Origin of the sequence: Streptomyces melanosporofaciens, assembly GCF_900105695.1 — a bacterium.
GTDB lineage: Bacteria > Actinomycetota > Actinomycetes > Streptomycetales > Streptomycetaceae > Streptomyces > Streptomyces antimycoticus.
In genome coordinates this window covers 5,321,847-5,348,795 of record NZ_FNST01000002.1, presented here as the reverse complement: position 1 = coordinate 5,348,795, position 26,949 = coordinate 5,321,847, and the positions used below count along the sequence as shown (strand labels likewise).

Sequence of the window (26,949 nt, the reverse complement as noted above, 5' to 3'; positions counted from 1 at the left end):
GATTCACATGTGATTCCTGTGTGATTTCCGTGTGATTCAAGGGTTCGGCACGGCGGGGCCGCGGCGACCATTACGGTCCCCGCGGCCCCGCTGTTTTCCGTTTCCACCCGGACTCGGCGGACCGAAAACCGGGCGCCGCAAAACCATGCGGAGAATTCCCGAGAGTTGTATACGGGATCGCTGTTAATTCCGGCCGCTCGCCGTGTTTACGGAATGTTTCGAAGCGCTCACCGGGATGGGGCGGCGCTGCCGGTATTCCGCCAGCGCGCGCTCGGTGTGCGCTGCGGCGAGCGCCCGCGCCCGGTCGGCGTCACCGCGCGCCACCGCGTCCACCAGCGCGCCGTGCTCCGCCCAGGACTCCACGGCCCGCGCGGCCGGGTCGGGGCGCCGGGCACCCCCGGGCGGTGCGGACTGCGGCGCGGGCACGGCCGCGTACACCCACGCGGTCTTGCGGCGCAGCTGGACGAGCATCGCGGCCAGGCTCGGGCTGCCGGACGCCTGGGCGAGCGTCTCGTGGAACCAGTCGCCCAGCGGCCGCAGCTCGCCGAGCCGGCCGTGTTGGGCCCGCTCCCGGCCGAGCCGGACCAGCCCGCGCAGCACCTTCAGATGGGCCTCGGTGCGGCGCTGTGCGGCCCGCGCGGCGCCCAGCGGCTCCAGCAGCGCCCGGATGTCCAGCAGATCGGCCGCCTCGCGCTCGGAGGGCTGGGCGACGCAGGCCCCCGCGTGCCGCCGGGTCGTCACGAAGCCCTCGGACTCCAAGGTGCGCAGGGCCTCGCGGACCGGCACCCGCGAGACGCCGTAGCGCCGGGCGAGAAGTTCCTCGGTGAGCCGGCTGCCGGGCTGATGGGTGCCGGAGACGATGTCGTCGCGAATCGCCGTGCACACCGCATGCGCCGAAATCCGGCGACCGCCCTGGGCCGCGGTCGTATCCCCGCTCACTTCCGGTCCCACATTGTCGAACCTCCGCCTTAATGCCCGCGAAACGCATCCATGGAACGCGCATTGCACGACTCTATTCCCATCGGACGTCATTTCCGATGGCGGAGTGCATTTCATGGATATTTTTTGGTCAGCGGGCGGCGGCACGCCGAAGGCCCCGTCCGGTGGACGGGGCCTTCTCGGAGACTCGCGGGGGTCGGACGTGAGCGGAGTCCCGCGGGGTCAGACGTTGACGCCGTGCGAGCGCAGATACGACAGGGGGTCGATGTCCGAGCCGTAGTCCGGACTGGTGCGGGCCTCGAAGTGCAGATGCGGTCCGGTGACGTTGCCGGTGGCGCCCGACAGGCCGATCTGCTGGCCGGGGGTGACCTTCTGGCCGACCGAGACGCTGATCGACGACAGGTGGCCGTACTGGGTGTAGGTGCCGTCGTTCATCTTGATGACGACGTTGTTGCCGTAGGAGCCGCCCCAGCCCGCCTCGACGATCTCGCCCATGCCCACGGAGTGCACCGAGGTGCCGGAGGAGGCGTGGAAGTCGATGCCGGTGTGGCTGCCGGAGGACCACAGTCCGCTGGCCGCCTCGTAGCCGGTGGAGACGTAGGAGCCGCTGATCGGCGACTCGAAGGTGTTCAGGCGCTTGCGCTCGGCCTCGCGCGCCGCGCGCTCCTTGGCCTCGCGCTCGGCCTTGGCCTTCTTCGCCGCGGCCTCCGCCTTTCTGGCGGCCTCCTGGCGGGCGATCGTCTCCGCCTTGGCCTTGGCGGCGGCCTGCTCGGCGGCGGTCTCCTGGGCCTGCGCCTGGTCCTCGATGTGGTCCGCGATCCCATCGCCGATCACGATCGCCTGGGTCAGACCGGTCTGCTGGGCACTGGGGCCCGTGTCGGCCGCGAACGCCTGTCCGGTGATCCCGGCGACCACACCCGAGGCGACGGTGGTGATGCCCACGACGTTCGCGCCGGTGCGGACGTTGACCTTGGTGGTGCGGCGGTGTTTCCCGGTGGCAGTGCGGGTGGACGCCATACTGAGGCGCACTCCTTTCCTTCCTTCTCGCCTACCGGGTTAGCTGACGGGTTCGGAGCAGGAAGGTCTCCTACGGACTCCTCCCCCAGCTGAGGAAGGGGCCCGATTCACCCCTGGGGACGTGTGGGTCCCCGGCTCCCCTGGCTCGCGCCGTACGGGGACTCGGCGATGACTGTCCGTGCCGCGGGTGCGGCGGGTTGCCGGCGAACAGCCGGACTGACGCTAAGCGGGCCCGCTGTCGATCACCAAACGGTTCCGGTTTTTTGTTGCTCTCCCCACAAACCAAACAAGCTGTCACTCCCGCAAATCGGGCATGAAGGAAGGACCCCGGCACCCTTACGGGGGCCGGGGTCCTTCCGTCGTGAGCTCGTTGACCGGACCGTCTGCCGGATCGTCAGTGAACCGGGATCGTCAGTGAGCCGGCCTGGGCGTCGGCTCCTCGGCCGGATCCGGCCACTCGGCCAACTCCTCGCGGCTCAGCCGGAGATGACGCGCACCTCGCCGATGCCCAGCGCCCTGACCGGCTCCTCGATCGCCGAGGCGTCCCCGACCAGCACCGTGACCAGCCGGTCCGCCGGGAAGGCGCTCACCACCGCGGCGGTCGCCTCCACCGTGCCGGTCTCCGCGAGGCGGGCGTACAACTGCGCCTGGAAATCGTCCGGAAGATGCTGCTCGACCTGGTCGGCGAGAGTGCCCGCGACGGACGCCGCCGTCTCGTACTTCAGCGGGGCGACGCCCACCAGGTTCTGCACCGCGACATCGCGCTCCTCGTCGGTGAGCCCCTCCTCCTTCAGCGTGCGCAGCACCTTCCAGAGGTCCTCCAGCGCGGGCCCGGTGACCTCGGTGGCCACCGAGCCGCTGATCGCCAGCATGGCGGCGCCCGCGGAGCCGCCCGAGGGCGCCGGGGGCGCCGAGCGCAGCACCTGACCGAAGGCGCGCACCCCGTAGGTGTAGCCCTTCTCCTCGCGCAGCACACGGTCGAGGCGGGAGGTGAGGGTGCCACCGAGGCAGTACGTGCCGAGCACCTGCGCGGGCCAGATCCGGTCATGGCGGTCGGCGCCGACGCGCCCGATGAGCAGCTGGGTCTGCACCGCGCCCGGCCGGTCGACGATCACCACACGGCCGAGGTCGTCCGCGACGATCGGGGGAACCGGGCGCGGCGCGCCCGCCCCGCCCGTCCAGGCGCCCAGGGTGTCGGCGAGCGCCCCGTCGAGGTCGACCCCGGTGAGGTCGCCCACGATCACGGCGGTGGCCGTGGAGGGGCGGACATGCGCCTCGTAGAAGGCCCGCACGGCCGCGGCGTCGATGCCCTCGATGGTCTCCTGGGTGCCCTGGCGCGGCCGGGACATCCGCGACTCGGCCGGGAAGAGGGCCGCGGAGAGGGCCATCGAGGCGCGGCGGGCCGGGTTGGCCAGCTCATGGGGGATCTCGTCCAGCCGGTTGCGCACCAGCCGCTCGACCTCGCCGTCCGGGAAGGCGGGCGCACGCAGGGCGTCGGCCAGCAGACCGAGCGCCTTGGGCAGCCGGGAGACCGGGACCTCCAGGGAGACGCGGAGGCCGGGGTGGTCGGCATGCGCGTCCAGCGTGGCGCCGCAGCGCTCGAGCTCGGCGGCGAACTCCTCGGCGTCGTGCTTGTCGGTGCCCTCCGACAGGGCGCGCGCCATGATCGTGGCGACGCCTTCGAGCCCGGTGGGCTCGGCGTCCAGCGGCGCCTCCAGATTGATCTCGACGGCGACGACCTGCTGGCCGGGGCGGTGGCAGCGCAGCACGGTAAGGCCGTTGGACAGCTCACCGCGCTCGGGGGCCGGGAACGCCCACGGCTTGGGCGCGCCGCCCTTGGGCTGCGGGTGGAAGGTCATGGTCGCGGTGACGGCGTCGCTCACTGGGCCGCCTCCCCTTCTGCGTCGGTCTCGGCGGTGTCGGCTGCGTCCTCGGCGCCCTGGACGGGCTCATAGACCAGCACGGCGCGGTTGTCGGGGCGCAGCCGCGCCGCGGCCACGGCCCGCACCTCCTCGGCGGTGATGTCGAGCACCCGCTCCACGGCGGTCAGCGCCAGCTGCGGGTCGCCGAAGAGCACGGCGTACCGGCAGAGCTCGTCGGCCCGGCCGCCGACCGTGGCCAGCCGGTCCAGCCACTCGCGCTCGATCTGCGCCTGCGCCCGCTCCATCTCCTGCGGGGTCGGCCCCTCCTCGGCGAAGCGGGCCAGCTCCTCGTCGACGGCGGTCTCGATGGCCGGCACCTCGACACCGCCGGAGGTCTTCACGTCCAGCCAGCCCAGCGAGGGGGCGCCGGACAGCCGCAGCAGGCCGAATCCGGCGGCCACGGCGGTGCGGTCGCGGCGCACCAGGCGGTTGTGGAGCCGGGAGGACTCCCCGCCGCCGAGGACGGTCAGCGCCAGATCGGCGGCGTCGGCCTCGCGGGTGCCGTCGTGCGGCAGCCGGTAGGCGGCCATCAGGGCGCGGGCCGGGACCTCCTCCTCCACGACCTCGCGCAGCTGGCCGCCGATCACCTCCGGGAGCGTGCCGTCGCGGGGCGGCCGCTTGCCGTCGTGGGAGGGGATGGAGCCGAAGTACTTCTCGATCCAGGCGAGCGTCTGCTCGGGGTCGATGTCGCCGACGATCGACAGCACGGCGTTGTTCGGCGCGTAGTAGGTGCGGAAGAACTCCCGCGCGTCCTCCAGGGAGGCCGCGTCCAGGTCGGCCATGGAGCCGATCGGGGTGTGGTGGTACGGGTGGCCCTCGGGGTACGCCATGGAGACGAGCTTCTCGAAGGCGGTGCCGTACGGGACGTTGTCGTACCGCTGGCGGCGCTCGTTCTTGACGACGTCGCGCTGGTTCTCCAGGCTCTCCTCGTCCAGTGCGGTCAGGAGGGAACCCATCCGGTCGGCCTCCAGCCACAGGGCGAGCTCGACCTGGTGGGCGGGCATGGTCTCGAAGTAATTGGTGCGCTCGAAGCTGGTCGTGCCGTTGAGCGAGCCGCCGGCCCCCTGCACCAGCTCGAAGTGGCCGTTGCCGGTCACCTGCGCGGAGCCCTGGAACATCAGGTGCTCGAAGAGGTGAGCCAGGCCGGTGCGCCCCTTGACCTCATGGCGCGATCCGACGTCGTACCACAGACAGACCGCGGCGACCGGGGTCAGATGGTCCTCGGAGAGCACCACGCGCAGGCCATTGGCCAGGCGGTGCTCGGTCGCTTTCAGGCCGCCGGAGCCGGCCTGCTGCGTGGCCGTGTGACCCATGGGCATGTACGTCCCTTCGATCGCGTGATGGAGCGCGTGCCAGCCGCATGCGCAGCGCTTCTGTCACTGTATGCAAGGGGACGGACATCTGGCGAAGTTCCGGTCCGTTCCCGTCCTCCCGAGCTGCCCCGAACCGTTTCGGCGGCCTCTCGGGCGTTGGACCTCGCCCTTCAAAGGGCCGTCACACGGGGTTGCCGCACCCGGTTTCGGGACCCGCTCCGGCCCTTGCGACCCCGGGCCGTTCCACACTTGTCGGCGGCCCGGGCCACAATGGTCCGCGTCAGATCCCGCATCGGCAGTTGAAGGAGCCGCAAGCGCGATGGCCCGCCGCAGCACGAAGACCCCGCCGCCGGACGACTTCGAGGAGCGCATCCTCGACATCGACGTCGTCGACGAGATGCAGGGCTCCTACCTCGAGTACGCGTACTCGGTCATCTACTCGCGCGCGCTGCCCGACGCCCGTGACGGGCTCAAGCCCGTGCACCGCCGCATCCTCTACCAGATGAACGAGATGGGGCTGCGCCCCGAGCGCGGCTTCGTCAAGTGCGCCCGCGTCGTCGGTGAGGTGATGGGAAAGCTCCATCCGCACGGCGACGCGTCGATCTACGACGCGCTGGTGCGCATGGCGCAGCCGTTCTCCATGCGCCTGCCGATGGTCGACGGCCACGGGAACTTCGGCTCGCTGGGCAACGACGACCCGCCCGCCGCGATGCGGTACACCGAGTGCCGGATGGCGTCGGCGACGTCGCTGATGACGGAGTCGATCGACGAGGAAACGGTCGACTTCTCACCGAACTACGACGGCAGTGAGCAGGAGCCGGTCACCCTCCCCGCCGCCTATCCGAACCTGCTGGTCAACGGCACGTCCGGGATCGCGGTCGGCATGGCGACCAATATGCCGCCGCACAACCTGGGCGAGGTCATCGCCGCCGCCCGCCATCTGATCCGGCACCCGGGCGCGGACCTCGACACGCTGATGCGCCATGTGCCGGGCCCCGACCTGCCCACCGGCGGCCGGATCGTGGGCATGAGCGGCATCCGGGACGCGTACGAGACCGGGCGCGGCACCTTCAAGATCCGCGCCACGGTGGCCGTGGAGGACGTGACGGCCCGCCGTAAGGGCCTCGTCGTCACCGAGCTGCCCTTCGCCGTGGGGCCCGAGAAGGTCATCTCCAAGATCAAGGACCTGGTCGGCGCGAAGAAGCTGCAGGGCATCGCGGACGTCAAGGACCTCACCGACCGCGAGCACGGGCTGCGGCTGGTCATCGAGATCAAGAACGGCTTCAACCCCGAGGCCGTGCTGGAGCAGCTCTACAAGCTCACGCCGATGGAGGAGTCCTTCGGCATCAACAACGTGGCGCTGGTGGACGGCCAGCCGCTCACGCTGGGCCTCAAGGAGCTGCTGGAGGTCTATCTCGACCACCGCTTCAACGTGGTCCGGCGGCGCAGCGAGTTCCGCCGCACCAAGCGGCGCAACCGGCTGCATCTGGTCGAGGGTCTGCTGGTGGCCCTCCTCGACATCGACGAGGTCATCCGTCTCATCCGGCAGAGCGACAACGCGGCGGAGGCCAAGCGGTCCCTCATCGAGCGCTTCGGCCTCTCCGAGGTCCAGACGCAGTACATCCTGGACACCCCGCTGCGCCGGCTGACCAAGTTCGACCGGCTGGAGCTGGAGTCGGAGCGCGACCGGCTCAACACCGAGATCGAGGAGCTGACCCGGATCCTCGACTCCGACGCCGAGCTGCGCAAGCTGGTCTCCGGCGAACTGGCCGCGGTGGCCAAGAAGTTCGGCACCCCGCGCCGCACGGTGCTGCTGGAGTCGTCGAACGCACCGGTGACCGCGGTGCCGCTGGAGGTCGCGGACGACCCCTGCCGGGTGCTGCTGTCCTCCACCGGGCTGCTGGCCCGTACCGCCGACGGCGAGCCGTTCCCGGTCGAGGGGAAGGCCAAGCGCGCCAAGCACGATGTGATCCTCTCGGCGGTCCCGGCGACGGCCCGGGGATCCGTGGGGGCGGTGACCTCGGCCGGGCGGCTGCTGCGACTCACGGTGATCGACCTCCCGATGCTCCCCGAATCGGCCGGACCGCCCAATCTGGCGGGCGGAGCGCCCATCGCCGAGTTCCTCTCCCTGGAGGAGGGCGAGGAGCTGATCTGCCTCACCACCCTGGACGAGTCCTCACCGGGGCTTGCGATCGGCACGGAGCAGGGCGTTGTCAAGCGCGTGGTCCCCGACTACCCCGCCAACAAGGACGAGTTGGAGGTCATCGGCCTCAAGGAGGGCGACCGGATCGTGGGCGCGGTGGAGCTGCGCACCGGCGAGGAGGATCTGGTCTTCATCACCGACGACGCCCAGCTACTGCGTTACGCCGCGAGCCAGGTGCGGCCTCAGGGCCGCGCCGCGGGCGGTATGGCGGGCGTCAAGCTCGCCTCCGGCGCCAAGGTGATCTCGTTCACGGCCGTCGACCCGGCGAGCGACGCGGTGGTCTTCACGATCGCGGGATCGAGCGGCACGCTCGATGACTCGGTACAGCAGTCGGCCAAGCTCACCCCCTTCGACCAGTACCCGCGCAAGGGCCGGGCCACGGGCGGGGTGCGCTGCCAGCGGTTCCTGAAGGGCGAGGACATCCTGGTCCTGGCCTGGGCGGGCGCGACCCCGGCCCGCGCGGCGGGGGCGAACGGAACGCCGGCGGCACTGCCGGACATCGACCCGCGCCGGGACGGCTCGGGTGAGCCGCTGGCCAAGCCGGTGGCGGTGGTGGCCGGGCCGGTGTAGCCCGGCACGAGCAGGACGAGCGCGCGGCAGGGGCGCGGCACCGCGAGGGTGCCGCGCCCCTCGCCGTTCACGGGCGCCCGCGGCGTTTATGGGCACACGTGGTGTTCACGGGCGCCCGCGGCGTTCATGGGGAGCCTCGCCGTGCACGGACCCCTGCGGGCGTTCACGGGCGCCCTCTCCGTTCACCGACACCTGCGGCGTTCATGGGCCCCCGCAGCGTTCCCTGGCATCCGCAGCGTTCGCAGGCACCCTCGCCGTTCACAGGCCCCCGCGCCGTTCGCCCCCCCGGCCCCGCGCCCTCGGACGGCGGAAGGTCCCGGCCCTCGCGGACGGCGGAAGGTCCCGACCCTCGCGGGCGGCGGAAGGCCGCGGCGCACGTGTCAGTGGCCGCTGCCGTTGCGCCGGGCGCGCAGCTGCCGGAGGGCAAGGCGCGCACCGGCGTGGCCGCGGTCCGCCGCCCGCTGGAAGTGCCGCTCCGCCTCGCCCAGCTCACCATGGTCCAGATGGACGGTGCCGAGCACCACCATGGCCGAGACGTCACCCGTCGCGGCAGCCTTGCCGAGCCAGTGGACCGCCTCTGCGTACGCGCCCCGCTCGCCCAGCCCGATGCCGTAGACGGTCATCCCCCGCGGATCACCGGCCTCGGCCGCCTTACGGGCGAGCGATTCGGGAATCGGCCGCCCCTCGTCGTAGGCCGCCCGCACCATCGCCTTCAGCCCGGGGTCCAGCGCGCGTACCCCGCGTCTCCCCCGGCGCCTGCGCCACCGCGCCCATAAACCACCCATATCCGCCCCCTCCACCCCCGGAGCGCCATTGTCGCGCCCGGCTCCCACGCCATGGAACGGCGGGCACGCGACGGGATGCGGACTGCCGCCCTCCGCCGCATGCGAACCGTAAGGCGCTCATGCGGCTCCCACCCTGCCTTCCACCAGGGCTCCGGCGCACACGCAGGACTCCAACGCGCACTATCGATCAAGAGAGGTTAGGCTTACCTTCGTGAGCACGTGCGCGACCGCTTCCCGCGACCTGTCCGAGCCGCTCGCCGGGACGGCGGCCACCGCATCCACCTGGCTATTGGTGGAACAGCCCGGGCCCTGGGGCACCGAGGCCCTCACCGCCAGCCGGCTCGACAGGGTCCTCGGACGCTCGCTGGAGCACGCCGCCGAGGGCACCGGCGTACGGGTCGCGCTGATCCGCCGCCCCGGCCGTCACGCCGATCTGCACACCGGCGCGCGGCACCGGGTCTTCGTGGCCCACACCCGGCCCGGCCGCTCCTGGATCCGCACCACCGCCCTGGACGACCCCGCACGGCTGCTCGGTCTGGACTTCGCCGCGCTGGGCGCGGGCGACCCCGGCGGACTCACCCTGCGCCCCCACGCCCCCGCGGCCTGGGAGGAGTACACGGGCGATCCGCTGGTGCTGGTGTGCACCAACGGCAAGCGCGACCGCTGCTGCGCCCTCCTCGGCCGCCCGCTGGCCGGTGAGCTGGCCGCCTCCGGTGTCCACGGCACCTGGGAGATCACCCATATCGGCGGCCACCGCTTCTCCCCCACCCTCGTCGTGCTGCCGCACGGCTACACCTACGGCCGTGCCACCGCGCAAGGCGTCAAGGACGTCATCGAGGCGCTGCGGCAGGGCCGGGTCGTCACCGAGGGCTGCCGCGGCCGCTCCGCCTGGGAGCGCCCCGGCCAGGCGGCGGAGCTGGCCGTCCGCGAGCTGACCGGCGAGGACGGGGCCGACGCGCTGAGCGTCGCGGGGACCGAGGGCGAGGCCCCGGTCTGGTCCGTGACCGTCGCGCACCGCGACGGCCGGGCCTGGCGGGTGAGCGTCGCGCAGGTTGCCGCGGCGCCGCCGCGGCCCGAGAGCTGCGGTTTGCCCTTGGGCTCCCCGGCCCGGATGGAGGTCGTCGGGATCCGGGCCGCCCGACGGCCCGCACCCGGCGTACGCGTGATGGCCGCCGGCCGCCTCTGAGCCCAGGCCCCGGCCGCGCGGCACTCCGAGATCGCCACTCCCGGGCCCCTCTCCGATCCCGCGCCCCGCCCCGTAGCCACCCCGGGATCGGCGCCCCCTCTCCGATCCCACGCCACCCCGGGATCGCCGCTCCCGGCCCCTCCCCCGGGTCCTGACGCGGCCCCGCCGGCCCGCCCTTGGTTACCCTTCGTTGCCATGGGCGCCGCGATACCGCCGGGGCAGACAGCCACGGCCACCAGGTGGCGCATCGGCTGGCCCCGACGCGTCTTCTCCCAGGTCCTGCTGATGCAGCTGGCCATCGCCACGGGTGTCACCGTGCTCGCGACCGGCCTCTTCCTCGCGCCGCTCAGCGACCACCTCGACGACCAGGCCATGCGCCGCGCCCTCGCCATCGCCCAGACCACGGCCGCCGAGCCCCGGCTGGCCGAGGCGCTCCAGCACACCCGGCCCACCCCCGGCGGGCCCGTGCAGACCGAGGCGGAGCGCATCCGCCGGGCGACCGGCGCCGAGTATGTCGTGATCATGGATCGGCGCGGAGTGCGCTGGTCGCACACCTCCCCGGGCGAGATCGGTAAGCATGTCTCCACCGACCCCACCGACGCCATCGAGGGCCGGGAGATCATGGAGATCGACGAGGGCACCCTCGGCCGCTCGGCCCGCGGCAAGGTGCCGCTGCGCGCCGAGAGCGGCCGTATCGTGGGCGCCGTCTCGGTGGGCATCTCCTACGAGAGCGTGCGCGCCCGGCTCGTCGCCTCGGTCCCGGAGATGCTCGCCTACGCGGGCGGTGCGCTCGCCGTCGGCGCCCTGGCGGCGTATGTGGTCGCCCGCCGGCTCCAGCGGCGCACCCATGACCTGGCCTTCTCCGACATCTCCGCGCTGCTCGCCGAGCGCGAGGCGATGCTGCACGGCATCCGGGAAGGGGTCGTCGCCCTCGGTGCCCACGGCCGCATCCGGCTGATCAACGACGAGGCGCAGCGGCTGCTGGATCTGTGCCCCGAGGACACCGGCCGGCCCCTGGAGGCGGTACTCGCCCCGGGCCGTACGACCGATGTGCTGTCCGGCCGGGTCACCGGCGCCGATCTGCTGACCGTCAGCGGCGGCCGGGTGCTGGTCGCCAACCGGATGCCGACGGACGACGGCGGTGCGGTGGTCACGTTCCGTGACCGCACCGAACTGGAGCGGCTGGGTCGCGAGCTGGACGGTACCCGGGGGCTGATCGACGCCCTACGGGCACAGGACCATGAGCACGCCAACCGGATGCACACCCTGCTGGGCCTGCTCGAACTCGAACTGCACGACGAGGCGATGGAGTTCATCACGGAGGCGATCGGGGTGCACCGGGTCACCGCCGAGCAGGTCACCGAGCGGGTGCACGATCCGCTGCTGGCCTCCCTGCTGGTCGGCAAGGCCACGGTGGCTACCGAACGCGGGGTCTCGCTGTCCGTCGCCGAGGACAGCCTGCTGCCCAACCGGCTGGTGGACCCGCCGGGGCTGGTGACGATCGTCGGCAATCTCCTCGACAACGCCCTGGACGCGGCGGTCGGTTCGCGGGAGCCGCACGTCGAGGTGGAGCTGTGCGTGGACGACCGTACGGTGCTGCTGAGGGTCTCCGACACCGGACCCGGGATCCCCGCCGACCGGCGCGATGTGGTCTTCACCGAGGGCTGGTCGACCAAGGAGCCGCCCGCGCACGGCAAGCGCGGCATCGGGCTCGCGCTGGTCCGCCGCCTCGCCGAACGCCAGGGTGGCAGCGTACGGGTGACCGACCGCGAGGGCGGGGGCGCGGAATTCACCGTCGTCCTCCCCGAGGCACTGGCCGAACAGCCCGCCGGGGCGCCGCTGACCGCGACAGGAGAGCCACGATGACCCTTGGATCCGGACCGGGCGGGCTCCTGGAGGTGCTGGTCGTGGACGACGACGTCCGGGTGGCCCGGGTCAACGCCGCGTACGTCGGAAAGGTGGCCGGTTTCCGCGTCGCGGGGCAGGCGCACTCCGCCGCCGAGGCGCTGGCCGCCCTGGAGACCACCCCCGTCGACCTGGTGCTGCTCGACCACTATCTGCCGGATGAGACGGGGCTGTCCCTGGTGCGGCGGCTGCGGCAGCTCGGCCACCACACCGACATCATCATGGTGACCGCGGCCCGCGATATCGCGACCGTCCAGGCGGCGATGCGCCATGGCGCGCTGCAGTACCTGGTCAAGCCCTTCACCTTCGCGGGGCTGCGCGCCAAGTTGGAGGGGTACGCGGCGCTGCGCCGTGCGCTGGAGGGCGACGGCGAGGCCGGACAGGACCAGGTGGACCGGATCTTCGGCGCCCTGGGCGGCGCCTCGGCAGGCCCGACGGAGCTGCCCAAGGGCCACTCGGCGCTCACCGCCGATCTCGTACGAGAGGTGCTGCGGGGCGCCGAGGGCCCGCTGTCGGCACAGGAGGTGGCCGAGCGCTCCTCGCTCAGCCGACAGACCGCACAGCGCTATCTGAAGCTGCTGGAGCGCACGGGGCGGGTGCGGCTCAGCCTCAAATACGGCGAGACCGGCCGCCCCGAGCACCGGTATGTGTGGGTCTGAACCCCGCCGTCGACCTCCGCTTGTCAGGCCGCGCCCGCCCCGGTGAGGGCCCGCACCTCCGTCTCGGCGTGCTTGGCGGCATGGCCGGGGACGTCGGCGGGCGCGGGTGAGGTGACCGTCCCGAGCCAGCCCGCGAGGAAACCGAGGGGCACCGAGACCAGGCCCGGATTCTGCAGCGGGAAGAGGTGGAAGTCCACCCCGGAGAAGATCGCGTCCGGGCCACCGGAGACCACCGGGGAGAGCACCACCAGCGCCACCGCCGGAAGCAGCCCCCCGTAGACCGACCACACGGCGCCGCGGGCGGTGAACCGCCGCCAGAACAGCGAGTACAGCAGCACCGGGAGGTTCGCCGACGCGGCGGCGGCGAACGCGAGCCCCACCAGGAACGCCACATTGAGGTCGTCGGCGAGCAGCCCGAGCCCGATCGCCGCCGCCCCGATCCCCACCGCGGCGATCCGCGCGACCACCACCTCGCCGCGCGGTGTGCGGCCCGCCCGCCGGCTCAGCGAGCCATACAGGTCATGGGCGACGGAGGCCGAGGAGGCGAGGGTGATCCCGGCGACGACGGCGAGGATGGTGGCGAAGGCGATGGCGGCGACGACCGCGAACAGCACCGTGCCCCCGGTCGATCCGGCGCCACCGCCGAGATCGAGCGCGAGCAGCGGAACGGCCGTGTTCCCCGCCGGGTTGGAGGCCCGTACGGCATCGGTGCCCAGCACGGCGGCCGCGCCGAAGCCGAGCACGATCGTCATCAGGTAGAAGCCGCCGATCAGCCCGATCGCCCAGATCACCGAGCGGCGGGCGGCGCGGGCGGTGGGCACGGTGTAGAAGCGCGAGAGGATGTGCGGCAGCCCGGCGGTGCCCAGCACCAGGGCCAGGCCGAGGCTCATGAAGTCCAGCCGGGCGGTCCAGCCGCCGCCGTAGGTGAGGCCGGGGGCGAGGAAGTCCACGCCATGTCCGCTGTTGTGCGCCGCGGTGCTGAGCAGGGCGTCGAGATCGCCGCGGAAGCGGACGAGGACCAGGGTGGTCAGCGCGATCGCCCCGCCCATCAGCAGCACGGCCTTCACGATCTGGATCCAGGTCGTGGCCCGCATCCCGCCCAGCGCCACGAAGACCACCATCAGAATGCCCACGCCGATCACCGTCCAGTCGCGGGCGCGGCCGTCCGTCTCCCCGATCAGCAGGGCGACCAGACTGCCCGCGCCGACCATCTGGGCCACGAGATAGAGCACACAGACCGTGACCGAGGAGATCCCCGCGGCGATCCGGACCGGGCGCTCCCGCATCCGGGCGGCCAGCACATCCGCCAGGGTGAACCGGCCGCAGTTGCGGACGAGTTCGGCCACCAGCAGCAGGACCACCAGCCAGGCCACGAAGAAGCCCACGCAGTAGAGCACCCCGTCGTAGCCGAAGAGCGCGATGAGTCCGGAGATGCCGAGGAAGGACGCGGCGGACAGGTAGTCACCCGCGATGGCGAAGCCGTTCTCCATCGGGGAGAACAGCCGCCCGCCCGCGTAGAACTCCTCCGGCGAGCCGTGCCGTCGGCGCCCCGCCCAGGTGGTGATCCCCAAGGTGGCCGCCACGAAGACGCCGAAGAGCAGCAGCGCCAGGCTCTGCTGATCGCCGGTCACCGGCCGCGCCCCCGCATCATCTCCTGCGTCACCCAGCGCAGTTCGAGCGCGACCCGGTCCCGGCGCAGCCGTGCGTGCCGGGCGTAGGCCCAGGCCAGCAGGAAGGTGGTGGCGAACTGCCCGAGCCCCGCGACCATCGCCACATTGAGCGTGCCCACGACCGGGCGGGCCATCAGACCGGGGGCGGTGGTCGCCGCGACGACATAGGCGAGGTACCAGAGGAGGAACGCGGCGGCCGCCGGGAAGACGAACCGGCGGTAGCGCCGGCGCACCTCCTGAAACGCGGCGCTGCCGTGCACCTCCGTGTAGACCTCCCGGGCGGCGGGCGGACGCGCGCGCCGAGCTGCGCCGTCCGTGTCATCCGGCTCGCCCCAGCCGGACGCGAGTGCGTCGTACCACGGATCTTCCACCCGCGCCGCTCCCGTATCGCGAGCGTTGTGCATGTCCACCCCGAACACTCCTTGTTCACTGCCGCATTCGCCGCGTGACCAAGGATGGGCAGATCGGAAAGATCCAGGACCCTTCAATACCGGACGTTCACCCCATCAGGTGACTCGGGTGATGAACGGCCCGGAACCGGCACTCCAGGAGCGGGCGGGGGGAAACGCCGACGGGGCCTCCCGGGTGGGAGACCCCGCCGAACCGGCCGTGGTGACGGGCCGGGCGTCAGACGTCGATGCGCGACCGGTCCAGGGTCGCCGCCGAGTTGGTGATGAACTCCTTACGGGGAGCGACCTCATTGCCCATGAGCAGGTCGAAGGCGCGCTCGGCGGCCTCCAGGTCGCTGATGTTGATGCGCCGCAGGGTGCGGTGGCGCGGGTCCATCGTGGTCTCCGCGAGCTGGTCGGCGTCCATCTCGCCGAGACCCTTGTAGCGCTGGATGCCGTCCTTGTAGCGGACCTCGCGGCGCTGGAGGTCCAGCAGCGTCTCCTGAAGCTCCTGGTCGGAGTAGGTGTAGACGTACTTGCTCTGCCCCCGCTTGGGGTTCACCAGCTCCACCCGGTGCAGCGGCGGCACCGCCGAGAAGACCCGCCCCTGCTCGACCATCGGCCGCATATAGCGCTGGAAGAGGGTCAGCAGCAGACAGCGGATGTGCGCGCCGTCGACATCGGCGTCGGCGAGGAAGATCACCTTGCCGTAGCGCGCCTGGTCGATGTCGAAGGTCCGGCCCGATCCGGCCCCTATCACCTGGATGATCGCGCCACACTCGGCGTTCTTGAGCATGTCCGAGATCGACGACTTCTGCACGTTCAGGATCTTGCCGCGGATCGGCAGCAGCGCCTGGAACTCGGAGTTCCGGGCCAGCTTGGCCGTACCCAGCGCCGAGTCCCCCTCGACGATGAACAGCTCGCTGCGGCCCACGTCGTCACTGCGGCAGTCGGCCAGCTTCGCGGGCAGCGAAGAGGACTCCAGCGCGGTCTTACGGCGCTGCGCCTCCTTGTGCTGGCGGGCCGCGATGCGCGTACGGGCCGCGGCCACGACCTTCTCCAGGACGGCCCGGGCCTGCTGCTTGGCATCCCGCTTGGAGGAGGTCAGGAACTCCTTGAGCTCCTTGGAGACCACATTGGCCACGATCCGGGAGGCCGCCGAGGTGCCCAGCACCTCCTTGGTCTGGCCCTCGAACTGCGGCTCGGCCAGCCGGACGGTCACCACCGCCGTCAGGCCCTCCATGGCGTCGTCCTTGACGACGTCGTCCTCGGCGACGCGCAGCAGCTTGGCGGTGCGCAGCGCCTCGTTGACCGTCCTGGTGATCGCGCGCTCGAAGCCGGCGACATGGGTGCCGCCCTTGGGCGTCGCGATGATGTTGACGAACGACTTCACGGTCGCGTCGTATCCGGTGCCCCACCGCAGCGCGATGTCGACGCCCAGGTCGCGGGTGACCTCGGTCGGCGTCATATGGCCGCGGTCGTCGAGGACCGGCACGGTCTCCTTGAAGGTGCCCTGCCCGGACAGCCGCAGCACATCGCAGACGGCCTTGTCCTGGGCGAGGTACTCGCAGAACTCGCTGATCCCCCCGTCGTAGCGGAAGGTCTCCTCGACCGGCCCCTCCCGCCCCTCCAGGGCCCGCTCGTCCCGGACGACCAGGGTCAGCCCCGGCACCAGGAACGCGGTCTGCCGGGCGCGGGCGTACAGCGTCTCCAGGGAGAGCTTGGCGTCCTTGAGGAAGATCTGGCGATCCGCCCAGTAGCGGATGCGGGTGCCGGTGCGGGTCTTGGGGACCCTCTTGCCCTTGAGGAGGCCGCTGGACGGGTCGAACGGAGCATCCGGCCCGGATTCGGTGAAGATCCCGGGGACGCCGCGTCGGAAGCTGATCGCGTGGGTCTTGGCGTCGCGGTCCACCTCCACGTCGAGACGGGCGGACAGCGCGTTCACCACGGAGGCGCCGACGCCGTGCAGACCGCCGGAGGCCGCGTACGAGCCGCCGCCGAACTTTCCGCCGGCGTGCAGCTTGGTCATCACGACCTCGACGCCGGACAGCCCCGTCTTGGGCTCGACGTCCACCGGGATCCCCCGGCCGTTGTCGCGCACCTCCACGGAGCCGTCGTCGTGGAGGATGACCTCGATGTGATCGCAGAAGCCGCCCAGGGCCTCGTCGACCGAGTTGTCGATGATCTCCCAGAGGCAGTGGCTGAGTCCACGGCTGTCGGTCGAGCCGATGTACATGCCAGGGCGCTTGCGCACTGCCTCGAGCCCCTCGAGGACGAGAAGGTGCCGCGCGGTGTAGTTGGAGCCGCCCCGGTCTGCTCCGGTCAGCAGCGCAGTGGACGGCACGGACGTGTCGGCGGTCACGCGGTTCGCTCCTCGCTGAATTTCTGGTTGGCCCAGCTGTGGGCACGATGGTGGCATGGTCGCCCGTCAGAGCGTACCGAGGCCTGATAGAGCCTTTGTGCCGCCACCCGTTGAAACGTCCATGCTAGTCGCACCGGCCACTGTTTCGCTCGTACGTTCGATATCTCGTGGCGGTGACGCACACATCACGTTCCCTTTCAGGCATGAACCATTTAGGCTCCGGGCACGTCATCATTCACAACCGGCAACCCGGCCGGGAGGGTGAACCAGACAAACGACGCAATACACCAAAGCTAGGCAATACGGCTCATTCGCCGCCAAACGTCACCATCCGGCCTACTCAGAAGCAATTTTTGGGAAAAAGCCACGAGCGGGAACGATTTCAGGCTGGTTGGATGTTGACCCTGGTACGACAGCTCGTCGAGCTAGAGAAGAGGCGACGTGACTACTGTTCTGACCCCCGCGAGCCCGTTGACGGCCGCTGACCGCTGCGACCGCTGCGGCGCCCAGGCGTACCTGCGCGTGGTGCTGATCAGCGGTGGTGAACTGCTCTTCTGTGCCCATCACGGGCGCAAGTTCGAGCCGGAACTCAAGAAGATCGCCGCGGAAATACAGGACGAGACCGAGCGGCTCACCGCAGCTCCGGCGTCCGCGTCCGACGACGAACGCTGACGCCTCACACCCACGACGACGAGCGACGCCGGCCCAGGGCCGGATTCGGGCGGTCTGCCCCCTGAGTGGGGCGGCCGCCCACGCTCGTTTCGTGGGCCCGTCCGCGCCACCCCACGGGCCCGCCGGGGCTCCTTCCGGGATTCACCGCCATCCCGGTGCTCCGCATCAGCCATGGGCGGCCACCAGATCGGCCACCGCCGAGATCCTCGTGTAGACGCCGGGCCGTCCCGCCACGGCGCATCCGCTGCCCCAGGACACCAGGCCCACCAGCCGCCCCCGGGCGACCAGCGGCCCTCCGCTGTCCCCCTGGCAGGCGTCCCGACCCCCGGCTGGCAACCCCGCGCAGACCATGGACTGCGGATCGTAGTCCCCCTCCGCGTTGCCCGGATAGGCGCGCTCACAGACCGTGTCGGCCAGCACCTGCACCGCCGCCGTGCGCAGCGCCGACGCATAGCTGCCATCGCCCTCCGTATCACCCCAGCCGTAGACCGCGGCCTTTTCGCCCGGCCGGTACGCCCGGTCACCGCTGCCCGCCATGGGGATGGTGTAGGCCGCCGGCACCGCGACCCCCAGGGTGAGGACCGCGATGTCCCCGGCCCGGTTGTCGCCCTCGTACGCCGGATTGACCCACACTCGCGCCGTCGGGTACTCCACCCCGTCGCTCTTCCGCAGGTCATTGCGGCCGATAATCACCCTGAGGTCCTTGACCTGGCGCCAGTCCATGCCGAGCACCCCACGGCTCAGGCAGTGGGCCGCCGTGATGACCGTCGTGGGGCCCACCACCGCCCCGCCGCAGAACTGGCCCGACCTCTTCTCCCCGAAGAGCGCACGGCTGGCCAGGGCCACCGTCCAGGGCGCCTCGACCGTACGGGCCGGATGGCCGCCGATCACGACACGGTCGGCCGTCGCCGGAGCGGGCGCGGTGAGCACCATCGCGAGCGCGGCGGTCAACGGCACCACCAGGACGACGAGGAGCGAGCGGAGCGACGTACGCATGCAGCCTCCTGACCATACGGAGCGTCTCGCACACTCAGAGTTACCCCCTGTGTCGCAAACCGCATCCCGAGTGGGCCAAGCGGGGAACATGGCGCCGACGCAGCGCGAAGGCCGGGCCCCTCAAGAGGCCCGGCCTTCGCGCTGTACCGCTTCGGTTATGAGACGGTGGTCCGCATCAGTCCAGGTAGTCGCGGAGGACCTGGGAACGGGACGGGTGGCGCAGCTTCGACATCGTCTTGGACTCGATCTGGCGGATGCGCTCACGCGTCACGCCGTAGACCTTGCCGATCTCGTCGAGGGTCTTCGGCTGGCCGTCGGTGAGGCCGAAGCGCATCGAGACCACGCCCGCCTCACGCTCGCTGAGCGTGTCGAGCACGGAGTGCAGCTGCTCCTGCAGCAGGGTGAAGCTGACCGCGTCGGCCGGGACGACCGCCTCGGAGTCCTCGATCAGGTCACCGAACTCGCTGTCGCCGTCCTCGCCCAGCGGGGTGTGCAGCGAGATCGGCTCACGGCCGTACTTCTGGACCTCGATGACCTTCTCGGGGGTCATGTCGAGCTCCTTGGCCAGCTCCTCCGGGGTGGGCTCACGGCCCAGGTCCTGGAGCATCTGGCGCTGGACGCGCGCCAGCTTGTTGATGACCTCGACCATGTGCACCGGGATACGGATGGTGCGGGCCTGGTCGGCCATGGCGCGGGTGATCGCCTGACGGATCCACCAGGTGGCATACGTGGAGAACTTGTAGCCCTTGGTGTAGTCGAACTTCTCGACGGCGCGGATCAGACCGAGGTTGCCCTCCTGGATGAGGTCCAGGAAGAGCATGCCGCGGCCCGTGTAGCGCTTGGCCAGGGAGACCACCAGACGGAGGTTGGCCTCCAGGAGGTGGTTCTTGGCGCGGCGGCCGTCCTCGGCGATGATCTCCAGCTCGCGCTTGAGCTTGGGGGCCAGCTTGTCCGAGTTGGCGAGCTTGTCCTCGGCGAACAGACCGGCCTCGATGCGCTTGGCGAGCTCGACCTCCTGCTCTGCGTTGAGCAGCGGGACCTTGCCGATCTGCTTGAGGTAGTCCTTGACCGGGTCGGCCGTGGCACCGGCCGCGGCGACCTGCTGCGCGGGGGCGTCGTCCTCGTCCTCGTCGGAGAGCACGAAGCCCGCGTTCTCGGGCTCGGCCTCGGCGCCCTCGGGACCGGGCTTGCCCGGTGCGGCTGCCTCCTCGATGACCTCGTCGCCCTCGAGAAGCTCGTCGGTGACGTCCTTCTTGGCGGTGGTCTTCTTCGCGACCGTCTTCTTGGCGGCGGCGGTGGTCTTCTTGGCGACCGTCTTCTTGGCCGTGGCCTTCTTGGCGGCGGCCTTCTTCGCGGGGCCCACCCCGGCCTCATCGGCCGGGATATCGCCGGCGTCCGCCGATGGAATCGCCGGGGCGGCGGGGGCCTTCTTGGCGGTGACCGTCTTGGCCGCGACAGTCTTGGTGGCGGTGCGCTTCGCCGGGCTCTTCGCTGCGACGCTCTTACGGGTGCGCTTGGGCGCTTCTGCGGCACTGACCATCAGCGTCACACCCTCCTCGTCGAGGATCTGGTTGAGGCTGCGCAGTACGTTCTTCCACTGGGTTGGCGGAATCTGGTCAGCCTCGAAGGCCCGGCGCACATCGTCGCCTGCGATCTGCCCCTCAGCCTTTCCCCGCTCGATGAGCGCCATGACAGACTCCGACTCGGCGATCTCCGGCGGGAGCGTACGGGATGTGCTGGCCGACACGAACAACCTCTCGGAACGTTGGAAACGGCTTCCGGCTCAGTCCGGTGGGGACCGGAGCCGACGACCGCCGGCAGGGATGAACCGACGGCGCGGGCGGAGTGCGGAGGAGTACAGCGTTACGAGCGACATCCGTATTCCCTCCGCGGCTGCCACCTCTTTAATCATCGCGCTACCCCAAAGAGCGTTACGCCCAATACTCGTGGCCCGAGTCACACCCCATAACGGTCTTAATGCCCATCCAACGGGACAGAAAACTCCCAGTCGCGCACCGATGGGAGTCGCACGGTGCCGACCGATCGGTCGCGCCGCGCCGCCGAACCCGCGGCGCGGGATCCGGCGACGCCCTCTCGTACGCCGTACGGCATCCATCGGGCCGGCACTCGCCGCCTACTGACACCGCTTTGCCGTACGTCGTACGCGGCACGCTCCGGACGCCCGGGGATCCGGGCACCGGACGCGCCGACGGATCAGTGCTCGCGCGGCGCGGGCACCCCGACCTCGGCGTGATCGAGATCCGGGTGGACGGTCAGCAGCTGGCGCATCGCCGCCTCGGACCCCGCGGCGTCACCCTCGCCGATCGCCTCGACGATCCGGCGGTGGTGGGCGACCCCCGCCTCGGTGAGGCGGTCGCAGCCGGAGACGGGCGCCCCGGAGACGTGGAGCGCGGCGGCGACGATGCCCGCCAGGTGCTCCAGCATCCGGTTGCCCCCGATGTGCAGCAGCAGCCCGTGGAACTCGGCGTCGGCGCGGGAGAAGGTGAGGGTGTCACCCTGTGTCAGCGCGTGGGTCATGATCTCGACCATGTCGGCGAGCCGCTGCTGCACCTCCTCGCGGCCGTGCCCGGCTGCGAGCCGGGCGGCCAGCGGCTCGATGGTCCAGCGCAGCTCGCACAGCTCGCGGCGCTGGTCGTCGCGCTGTGGCCCGAAGGCGCGCCACTCGATGATGTCCGGATCGAGCAGATTCCAGTCGCTGACCGGGCGGACCCGGGTGCCCACATTGGGGCGGGCGCTGACCAGGCCCTTGGCCTCGAGGACCCGCAGCGATTCCCGTACGACGGTGCGGGAGACCTCGAAGCGCTGTCCGATCTCCTCGGGGACGAGCGGGCGGTCCGCACCCAGATCGCCGGAGACGATCATCTGGCCCAGCTGCTGTACGAGTTGGCCGTGCAGCCCGCGGCCCCGGTTGCCGGCCGCGCGCCGGCCCACCCGGCCGATCTCTGCCTCGGCACCGTCCCAGGAGGAGGGGGCGCTGCCGCGGCCGGCGCCGGGGGCGTCGGCGTAGGAGTAGCGGTCAAGCTCGCCCGAACCGGCCAGGCCGGAGTCGGCGGGGCGAGCCGCGGTCATCGTGGTGTGCGCAAGGGTACTCACGCATCCTTTGTCGGCGACGCCTCGGAAGCCCTTGAGGTCTTTGGTGAAAAGCACACGAAAGGGTGATCGCCCATTACCTCATAATTGACGCTCAATCGGACAGAAAGAAGCATGCTGCGGGGAGTTGCGAGCAGTTCGCGCTATGGGTGTGCGAATCCACTTCGGGCCTGATCCACTGGCTCCGCACGGGCCGGTCGGCCGGGCGGCCGGGCCCGGCCGCACGGCCCGGGGTGGGCGCTACTGGCGGGTGCTCCTGCCGCGCAGACCGGTGAGGGCGTAGGCGCACAGCAGAACGGCGACCGACAACATCAGCGCCTGTCCCACCGGTTGGGAGGCGAGCCGCAGCGCGACCGCCAGACCTCGGTCGATCATGGACGGCGGCCGGTCCAGCGTCGCCGCGCGCAGCCGGTGCGGCAGCATGGCCAGCGTTCGCAGCGAGGGATCCTCCGCCGCACGCTGGACGACCGGCACCGCCAGGATCGGCACGGCGAGCAGGGTGGCCAGCCCGAGGGCGGTGGACCGGAAGACTCCGGCGGCCAGCAGCCCGGCCCACGACGAGCCGATGGTCAGCCCGAAGACGGCGACCACCAACTCCGGCCAGTCGCCCGGCAGCGGTACCGCGCTGCCGCCGACGAGCAGCAGGAGCGCCGCGCTGTCGAGCACGATGACGCCGAGCGACAGCAGGACGGCACCGGCCGCGCAGACCGCGAATTTGGCGGCCAGCAGCCCGAGCCGTCGGGGCACGGCGTCCCGGGTCGCGGCGAGTGCCGGAAAGCGGAACTCGTCCCCGAAGGCGAGGGCGCCCAGAAGGCCGGCCGCGATGGCCACGGGAGGCAGCGGGAGGTCGGCGGGCCAGCCGGTGAGCCGGTGCAGCTCCCCGACGCCACCCGCGCGGGCGAGCAGCACGGAGGCGAGGAGGGAGGCGACGATGGCGGCGACACCGATCAGCCAGCCGGTCCGTACGCCGGTGGTGCGGCGCAGCTCGTAGCGCATCGGCCAAGCGGGGCCGGGGAAGCGGAGCTTGGGGAGCAGGCGCAGCGGGGGCGCCTCGGGGTCGCGGGCGCGGGCGCCCGCGGAGGCGCCCGGGCCCAGATCCGCGGTCTCCTCGACCAGCCGGTGGACCACGATGCCGTGGCGGTAGGCGGTCTCCCCGACGGAGGCGGGGGACAGGCCGTAGACGGAGATGTGGGTGTCGTCGTCGCGCACCACGGAGAACGGGTCGGCGAGGGCTGTGACCGGCTCATCCTCGGCCTCGGTCCCGGCCACGGCCCCGGTCCGCGCGGCGGCCGCATCGGCTTCGGCAGCGGGGGCGGGGACAGAGGCGGCGGGGGCAGCCTTCTTCGCCTTGTCCGACTTGGCCACCTTGTCGTTCGGCCGAGCCGCCTTGTCGTCCGACTTGCCCACCTTGTCGTCCGACCGGGCCACCTTGTCGTCCGACCGGGCCACCTTGTCCTTGGCCGCGGCTTCCACGGTGGCCCTCTTCGCCTCGGCCCCGACAGCGGCGCCCCGGGCGGCGGACTGGGCCTTCCTGACCTTGCGCCAGAGCGCCCTCTTCCTGACCTTGGGTGCGGCACTCTCGCCCTTGGCGGCGTCGACGCCTTCGGCGACGTCGGACGGGGCGGCGTCGACCTTTGCCGCCTCGGCCTTGGCCGCGAGCTCGGCCGCGGCCCGGGCCTCCTCCTCCGCCTTGGCCTCGGCCAGCTGACGGGCGGCGTTGACCTCCTCCTCCAGGACGGCGGCGAGCCGGCCGACGAGCGGGGAGTGGACCACGACACGGGGGCGCAGCCGGGTCTGGGCGAACTCGCCCACCGGCTGATCGGCCACCAGCCGGCCCGACTCCAGGGTGAGCACCTGGTCCGCGACGCGGATGGCATCCTCGGCGTCCTCGGTGGCGACGAGGACGGCGCCACCCTGGGCGGCGAATTGGCGCAGCAACCCGTAGAGCCAGGCGGTCTCCCGGGCCGAAAGGCCCCGTGCGGGCTCGTCGAGCACCAGGGTGTGCGGATCCCCGAGAAGAGCGATGGCGATCCCGAGACGACGCTCCGCCCCGGTCGACAGATCACCGAGACGCTCGTCCGCCAGATCGGTGAGGCCCACCACGTCGAGCACCACATCGGCGCGTGCGGCGGGCACCCCGGCCGCGGCACCGAGCATCCTCAGATGCCCCCGCACGGTGCGGCCGGGGTGCCCGGGGACGTCCTCGAGGAGAACGCCGATCTCATGAGCCGGGCGCCGGATGCGGTGCAGGGGGCGGCCCCGGAAGAAGGCGGAGCCATGGCCCCGGTCGAGCTGCAGCAGAAGCCGCAGCGCGGTGGTCTTGCCCGCGCCGGGGCCGCCGAGCAGTGCGGTGACCCGGCCCGCCGGGGCCTCGAAGGTGAGGTCGTCGACAACGGGGGGCTGGTTGCGGCGGGGGGTGCTGGTCAGTCCGGTGGCCTGGATCATGGCTTCTCCCGCGGGGCATGGAACCGCTCGATGGCACGTGGGGACTGGTGGCGTACCGGAGCACGTTAACCCGCTATGTCCTATTTCGTCGGGACATACCCTCCCTGTGGATTCGTCGTGTCATGGCTCGTCACACCTCGGGACGGAGCATGGGCGGGTTGAGCAGTGTCGCCCCTCCGGCCCGGAACAGCTGGGCGGGACGGCCGCCCTGACGGGTCGTCGTACCGCCGGTGGGCACCAGGAATCCCGGGGTGCCGGTGACCTTGCGGTGGAAGTTGCGCGGGTCCAGGGCCACGCCCCACACCGCCTCGTACACCCGGCGCAGCTCGCCGACCGTGAACTCCTGCGGGCAGAAGGCGGTGGCCAGCGAGGAGTACTCGATCTTGGAGCGGGCGCGCTCGACCCCGTCCGCGAGGATGCGGGCATGGTCGAAGGCGAGCGGGGCGGCCAGATCGCTGTCGCGGCCGAAGGCCCCGTCCTGGTCGAGCAGCGATTCGACCGGGGCCCAGCGCACGCTGTGCGCGTCACCTCCGGCCCGTGGCGCGGGCAGATCGGGTGCCAGCGCGAGGTGCGCCACGCTGACCACGCGCATTCGGGGGTCCCGCTCCGGATCGCCGTAGGTGGCGAGCTGCTCGAGATGGGCGGCGTTCGGAGGGACCGGAAGCGTGGGGTCATGGGCGAGCAGCCCGGTCTCCTCGGCCAGCTCCCTGGCAGCGGCGGCGGCGAGATCCTCATCGGCCCGCACGAAACCGCCGGGTAGCGCCCACCGCCCCTTGAAGGGCGCCTCCCCGCGTCGCACGGCCAGCGCACACAGCGAATGCCGCCGTACGGTGAGCACGACCAGATCAACGGTGACGGCGAACGCCGGAAAGGCCGACGGGTCGTAGGGCATGACGCGATCATAGTCGTCTGCCTGACGATAATCAGGCCCTTGAGCATGATCACCAATGTTCGGGAAAACGCTCTCTCAAGCGCTCGTCTGCACGAATCCCGCACCTCCTTCCGAACGCCTCCGAGCCGCCCCAACACCCCGGACCACCGCGCCCCCGGACCACCCACCGACCGTCCACCGTCCACTTCCTGACCTCCGTCCCAGGGCTCCCCTGTCGCCCCTGGCCCCCGCCCCATGGCTCCCCCGCCAGTCCGTCAGCGGCGGCTGCGCGTCCCCCGTCCACCGGTCCGGCGCCGGGCGCGCGGCCGCCCTTCCGGACGGCGCCGGCCACCCGGGGCAGCCGCCCCGGCCGGGCCACTCTTTCCACCCGGGCCCACCGTCCCGCACGGCCACTCCCGCGCAGACTGCCGCTCTCCCTCGGCTTCCGCTTCCGCCGGTTCCTCCGCCTCTGCCAACTCCTCTGCCTCCGCCGGCTCCTCTGCTTCCGCGCGGGTGGCCCGCTCGGCGGGCTCAGCCGACTCGACCGGTCCGTCCGTCTCCACGGTTCCGACCTTTTCGGCCGTTGCGGCCGAAGACCCGGCCGTCTCCAACGGCTCGGCGTCCGCCAGGTCGCCGAGCCTCTCCAACTCCGCGTGCACCGCCGCGTGCACAGCACGGTCGGCACGCTCGGCACGGTCGGCCCCGTCGGAGTCCTCCCGCCGCAGGCATTGGCGCAGCAGCTTCGCCGGGACCCCCTCATTGCACGCCTGGTGCAGCAGCCTGGCGAAGAGATAGTCGGGATCGACCCGCAGGGCACGGCCGAGCGCCACTCGTGCCGTGAGCTCATCACCCGACGACCAGGCGACCCAGCCCGCCAGGGTGAGCGGTGCCGCCGCATGCTCCCCGTACGAGCCGACGCAGCGACGGGCCAGCGCGCGCCACAGCCGCAGCGCCGCGTCGGCGTCCACTTCCTCCATCCACCCGGCCGCCCGGTCCCGGGTCCGCCGGTCCTGCAGCCCGATGATCACCGCGGCCGCCTCCTGATCGTCGAGCAGCCGGTCATCGTGGAGATCAGCCGTACACGCGTCGGCAGCCGACGGCGCGGCTTGGAACGTGTCCAGCATCCGGCCCACCAGACCGAGGGTTTGCGCACATACCGTCGCGGACCCAGCACCGTCCAGAATCCTCGGCACGAGCTCGGCCCCGGCCGCGTCCAGCGCCCGCTCCTGCCCGTCGGCCCGGGGTGCGCCGAGCGGGGCGAGCCTGGCCTCCATCTCCCGCAGCGAGCCGCGCACCTGGACCCCCGCGAACGTCGCCGCCGCGGCCATGACCGAGGTGCCGGGCAGGGCGAGCGGAACGCCTTCCGGCGGGCAGCAGCGCCGGTCGGGACAGACATACGACCAGAACCGGCCGCCGGAGATGCACAGCGCTTCGAACACCGGCACCTCCAACCCGCCGCACGCGGTGCGCAGCCGCTGGGCGAGGGGCCGCAGCCGCTCCATCGCCTCCTCCCCCGACTCGCCCTCGGCAGGCTCCTGGCACAGGAACAGAACGACCCCGTCCGGCCGCCCGCCACGCCGCTCGCTGCCGCTGATCAGGCATTCGGCGAGCTGGTCGCAGACTTCGGGCCACTCCTCCGGGATCCGGGGAATGCCGAGCCTCAGCCTGCCGCCGAACCGGCCGCGAGAGCCGTGCAGCGCGATCATCACGATGCTGTCGTCCGGCTGAAAGCCCAGGACATAGGGCAGGGCATCGGCGAGCTCGGCCGGGCTGCGGAGAGTGACCTGCTCTTCGCCGGGCAGGCCGGCCGCTTCGTTGTGTCGAGTCATGGCCCGACGGTCCCTCAGCCCCGTCGGTCCCGCCACCCCTGTGGATAACGTTATCCACAGGCTGCCGGGACCATTGGCGCGATGTCGGCGGGATCGGGTTGCATG

General features: G+C 71.7%; 19 protein-coding genes and 1 riboswitch. Of the genes, 5 read left to right on the top strand and 14 right to left on the bottom strand.

Features of this window, described 5'->3' with window-relative positions; all coding sequences use genetic code 11:
- Positions 1-183: 183 nt before the first annotated feature.
- From BLV72_RS25960 to BLV72_RS25945, 4 genes are all read right to left on the bottom strand, one after another.
- Positions 184-939, bottom strand: a complete 756-nt coding sequence (locus tag BLV72_RS25960) for a GntR family transcriptional regulator (protein WP_093465198.1) — start codon at positions 937-939, stop codon at positions 184-186.
- A 222-nt stretch (positions 940-1,161) separates the two neighbouring features.
- Positions 1,162-1,956, bottom strand: a complete 795-nt coding sequence (locus BLV72_RS25955) for a M23 family metallopeptidase (protein WP_093465196.1) — start codon at positions 1,954-1,956, stop codon at positions 1,162-1,164.
- Positions 1,957-1,970: 14 nt separating this feature from the next.
- A riboswitch (cyclic di-AMP (ydaO/yuaA leader) is annotated at positions 1,971-2,134 on the bottom strand.
- 298 nt (positions 2,135-2,432) lie between these two features.
- The gene (locus BLV72_RS25950; protein ID WP_167746403.1) at positions 2,433-3,839 is read right to left on the bottom strand and encodes a M16 family metallopeptidase; all 1,407 of its coding nucleotides are present in this window, start codon (positions 3,837-3,839) and stop codon (positions 2,433-2,435) included.
- A complete protein-coding gene (locus tag BLV72_RS25945; RefSeq protein WP_093465195.1) occupies positions 3,836-5,197 on the bottom strand; it encodes a M16 family metallopeptidase in 1,362 nt (453 codons plus the stop codon). Before BLV72_RS25945 ends, BLV72_RS25950 begins: the two co-directional genes overlap by 4 nt.
- A 313-nt stretch (positions 5,198-5,510) precedes the next feature.
- On the opposite strand from BLV72_RS25945, the gene BLV72_RS25940 reads away from it, so the two are divergent.
- On the top strand, positions 5,511-7,964 hold the full coding sequence (locus BLV72_RS25940) for a DNA gyrase/topoisomerase IV subunit A (protein WP_093465193.1): 2,454 nt from the start codon (positions 5,511-5,513) through the stop codon (positions 7,962-7,964).
- Between the two features lie 380 nt (positions 7,965-8,344).
- Here the strand turns inward: BLV72_RS25940 and BLV72_RS25935 are convergent, their stop codons facing one another.
- Positions 8,345-8,749, bottom strand: coding sequence for an SEL1-like repeat protein (locus BLV72_RS25935; RefSeq protein ID WP_093465191.1), 405 nt, complete (start codon positions 8,747-8,749; stop codon positions 8,345-8,347).
- Between the two features lie 211 nt (positions 8,750-8,960).
- Between BLV72_RS25935 and BLV72_RS25930 the strand changes: the two genes are divergently transcribed.
- The 3 genes from BLV72_RS25930 (at position 8,961) to BLV72_RS25920 (ending at position 12,499) form a co-directional block, all read left to right on the top strand.
- Entirely contained in the window at positions 8,961-9,935 is a 975-nt protein-coding gene (locus tag BLV72_RS25930) for a ferredoxin family protein (protein WP_093465189.1), read from the top strand.
- A gap of 195 nt (positions 9,936-10,130) precedes the next feature.
- Positions 10,131-11,801 (top strand): ATP-binding protein, encoded by a 1,671-nt coding sequence (locus BLV72_RS25925; protein WP_093465188.1) that lies wholly within the window; start codon positions 10,131-10,133, stop codon positions 11,799-11,801.
- On the top strand, positions 11,798-12,499 hold the full coding sequence (locus BLV72_RS25920; protein ID WP_093465186.1) for a response regulator: 702 nt from the start codon (positions 11,798-11,800) through the stop codon (positions 12,497-12,499). Before BLV72_RS25925 ends, BLV72_RS25920 begins: the two co-directional genes overlap by 4 nt.
- A gap of 23 nt (positions 12,500-12,522) precedes the next feature.
- On the opposite strand, the gene BLV72_RS25915 is transcribed toward BLV72_RS25920, so the two are convergent.
- From BLV72_RS25915 to BLV72_RS25905, 3 genes are all read right to left on the bottom strand, one after another.
- Entirely contained in the window at positions 12,523-14,130 is a 1,608-nt protein-coding gene (locus BLV72_RS25915; RefSeq protein ID WP_093465185.1) for a solute symporter family protein, read from the bottom strand.
- Positions 14,127-14,579: a DUF485 domain-containing protein gene (locus tag BLV72_RS25910; RefSeq protein WP_425288397.1), complete on the bottom strand. Its 453-nt coding sequence runs from the start codon at positions 14,577-14,579 to the stop codon at positions 14,127-14,129. Before BLV72_RS25910 ends, BLV72_RS25915 begins: the two co-directional genes overlap by 4 nt.
- 217 nt (positions 14,580-14,796) lie before the next feature.
- The gene (locus tag BLV72_RS25905) at positions 14,797-16,920 is read right to left on the bottom strand and encodes a DNA gyrase/topoisomerase IV subunit B (RefSeq protein WP_093465183.1); all 2,124 of its coding nucleotides are present in this window, start codon (positions 16,918-16,920) and stop codon (positions 14,797-14,799) included.
- A gap of 441 nt (positions 16,921-17,361) precedes the next feature.
- Between BLV72_RS25905 and BLV72_RS25900 the strand changes: the two genes are divergently transcribed.
- A complete protein-coding gene (locus tag BLV72_RS25900; protein ID WP_030842698.1) occupies positions 17,362-17,592 on the top strand; it encodes a DUF7455 domain-containing protein in 231 nt (76 codons plus the stop codon).
- A gap of 165 nt (positions 17,593-17,757) precedes the next feature.
- Here BLV72_RS25900 and BLV72_RS25895 read toward each other — a convergent pair whose 3' ends face one another.
- From BLV72_RS25895 to BLV72_RS25870, 6 genes are all read right to left on the bottom strand, one after another.
- The gene (locus tag BLV72_RS25895; RefSeq protein ID WP_093465182.1) at positions 17,758-18,588 is read right to left on the bottom strand and encodes a S1 family peptidase; all 831 of its coding nucleotides are present in this window, start codon (positions 18,586-18,588) and stop codon (positions 17,758-17,760) included.
- 175 nt (positions 18,589-18,763) lie between these two features.
- Positions 18,764-20,335, bottom strand: coding sequence for an RNA polymerase sigma factor (locus tag BLV72_RS25890; RefSeq protein WP_208905725.1), 1,572 nt, complete (start codon positions 20,333-20,335; stop codon positions 18,764-18,766).
- 467 nt (positions 20,336-20,802) lie between these two features.
- Positions 20,803-21,756 (bottom strand): FadR/GntR family transcriptional regulator, encoded by a 954-nt coding sequence (locus BLV72_RS25885; protein ID WP_093465179.1) that lies wholly within the window; start codon positions 21,754-21,756, stop codon positions 20,803-20,805.
- Between the two features lie 183 nt (positions 21,757-21,939).
- On the bottom strand, positions 21,940-24,144 hold the full coding sequence (locus BLV72_RS25880) for an ATP-binding cassette domain-containing protein (RefSeq protein ID WP_093465177.1): 2,205 nt from the start codon (positions 24,142-24,144) through the stop codon (positions 21,940-21,942).
- Between the two features lie 130 nt (positions 24,145-24,274).
- On the bottom strand, positions 24,275-25,036 hold the full coding sequence (locus BLV72_RS25875; protein ID WP_093465176.1) for an NUDIX hydrolase: 762 nt from the start codon (positions 25,034-25,036) through the stop codon (positions 24,275-24,277).
- Between the two features lie 254 nt (positions 25,037-25,290).
- Complete coding sequence (locus tag BLV72_RS25870; protein WP_093465174.1) at positions 25,291-26,844, bottom strand: DUF4192 domain-containing protein; 1,554 nt, start codon at positions 26,842-26,844, stop codon at positions 25,291-25,293.
- Positions 26,845-26,949: the final 105 nt, after the last annotated feature.